At 64.0% G+C, this 2,208-nt stretch carries 3 protein-coding genes; 1 reads left to right on the top strand and 2 read right to left on the bottom strand.

The genetic code is table 11. The features are described from left to right. Positions 1–359, bottom strand: a 359-nt coding sequence (locus EOA86_RS31670; RefSeq protein WP_164892185.1) for a LysR family transcriptional regulator, incomplete at its 3' end; no start/stop codon positions are given. 76 nt (positions 360–435) lie between these two features. Then, positions 436–1,212, bottom strand: a complete 777-nt coding sequence (locus tag EOA86_RS31675; protein ID WP_065005987.1) for a DeoR/GlpR family DNA-binding transcription regulator — start codon at positions 1,210–1,212, stop codon at positions 436–438. A 434-nt stretch (positions 1,213–1,646) separates the two neighbouring features. Between EOA86_RS31675 and EOA86_RS31680 the strand changes: the two genes are divergently transcribed. After that, positions 1,647–2,208 (top strand): phosphotransferase (locus EOA86_RS31680; protein WP_164892186.1); only part of this gene is annotated, 562 nt, incomplete at its 3' end.

A 2,208-nucleotide genomic window follows, 5' to 3' on the forward strand; every position in this document is an offset into this window, starting at 1 on the left:
GGATAGGCGCGGCGATAGCGGGCGAGAAGGTCCGACAGCACATAGCCGGCGACCAGCGAAGTGACACCGAGTTGCAGCCGGCCGCCCGCCGCCGCTTGCTCGCCGAAGAAGGCGCGGCGCGCGTCGGAAACATCGGCAAGTATCTTTGTCGCGTGGCGCAGGAACTGACGGCCCTTGTGGGTGATGTTCAGGCCGCGCGGATGGCGCTCGAACAGTTCGACGCCGAGATCGCCTTCGAGCTCCTTGATCGCCTCGGTGACCGACGATTGCGAGATGGACAGATTCTGCGCAGCACCCGACACCGTGCCTTGCTCGGCGACGGCGATGAAGAATTGCAATTGGCGGATTGTGAAGGCCATCGCCGAACTAAACACCGGGACGGCAAGGAAGAAAAGCCGCCGATCTCAGGCTCAACGCTTTACTGCTCTGGCCAGGTCAGGTCCCGCTATCGTCACCGGCAATGCTGAGCCGTGCGCCCGCTTGCCCAAGGGCGGAGGCGATGGCGCGCGGCGGCGGCCGATCGGTGACGAGTTCGGAAAAACCGTCGAGGCCGCAGACCTGGACGAGGCCCTGGCGGCCGAACTTGGTGTGGTCGGTGATGACGAGCGAGCGCTGGCCGCGCGACAGCACCATGCGGGCGAATTCCGCCTCTTCCAGATCATAGTCCATCACGCCCGTGACGGCATCGACCGCACCGGTGGAGATCACCGCATGGCTGACGGAAAAGCGGCTGACGAATTCGATGGCCGAGACGCCGAAGGCGGCGCCCGAATCGCTGCGCAGTTCGCCACCGGCCATATAGACCTTGTTGCCGTTGACGGTGGCCAGCGTGCGGGCGATATCCGAAGAGTTGGTGACCACCGTCAACCGCCGGTGGCCGAGCAGCTCGCGGGCTAGGAAAGATGTGGTGGTGCCGGTGTCGAGCATGATCGATTCGCCGTCGCGGATGGTTGCGGCAACCATGCGGGCAATGGCGCGCTTGGCATCGGCATTCTCGCGCATGCGCCGCTCGAATGGCGCCTCGCCGGCCATCGACGGCAGGCCGACGGCGCCATGCATCTTCAGGATCGAACCGTCAGTGGTCAGCGGCTTGACGTCGCGGCGCACGGTCTCCAGCGAGACGCCCAGCCGGTCGGCCAGGCTGGCGATGGTGACGGTGCCCTCTTCCTGCAGGAGACGCAGGATTTCGCCATGCCGCTTCGAATGGATCATTGGGTTCGCCCAATCGGTTGTTGCGCTGCTGACCGGTTCTAAGGCAAATCGGCCACAGTTCATAAGGAATCCTAAAGGATTCGGGCAAGAAGGCAGAAAAAGCCACAAGTTTTCGTTGACAGGCCGGATCACATGGCGTGACACTGGCTCGTGACAGGCTCGGAACTGCCACGGGAGAACGATGGCAGAGCCGCACCAAATTTCGCCTGCCCGAACGTCTGGAAAATCGTCTGACGTAAGGGAAAAGGACTGTTTCGAATCCGCGGGGGCGGATGCCGGTGTCGAAGAACCCGGCACAGGGGCTCGTCGGTGCGGTGCGGGATACCGATCCTGGCATCCCGCACCGACGAGATTTTCGCATTGCTCCCTCCTGCCGGCCGCCATCTTTGTCTCGCCCGCGGCGTCTTGAACCCCGCCCAACGAGGGATGAACCTGTGACCGCCGAGGACCGCATCCGCGCCCTGCCCTGCTGGACCGGCAGCATCGAGATCGCGCCGCTGCCGGGCGGCCTGAGCAACGCCAACTATCTGGTCAAGGACGGAGCTGGGCGGCATGTCGTGCGCTTTGGCCAGGACTTTCCATTCCACCACGTCTTTCGCGAGCGCGAGGTGATGACCGCGCGCGCAGCGCACGCCGCCGGCTTCGCGCCTGCAGTCCACCATTCCGAGCCCGGGATCTTGGTGACGGAATTTCTCGGCGCCAAGACCTATGTCGCGGAAGACGTACGCGCCAATATCGGCCGCGTCGCCGCCCTGATGCGCGGCTTCCATCGGGAGATGCCCAATCATGTCTCCGGCGCCGGCTTCATGTTCTGGGTGTTCCATGTCATCCGCGACTATGCGCGCACGCTGGAGGAAGCCGGCAGCCGCATGCGAAGCGAGTTGCCGCGGCTGCTGACGCTAGCGGACGAACTCGAACGGGCGCAGAAACTGCTGCCGATCGTCTTTGGCCACAACGATCTCTTGCCGGCTAATATTCTCGACGACGGCCATAGAC

Source organism: Mesorhizobium sp. M5C.F.Ca.IN.020.32.2.1 (assembly GCF_004023105.1).
Classification (GTDB): domain Bacteria; phylum Pseudomonadota; class Alphaproteobacteria; order Rhizobiales; family Rhizobiaceae; genus Mesorhizobium; species Mesorhizobium wenxiniae.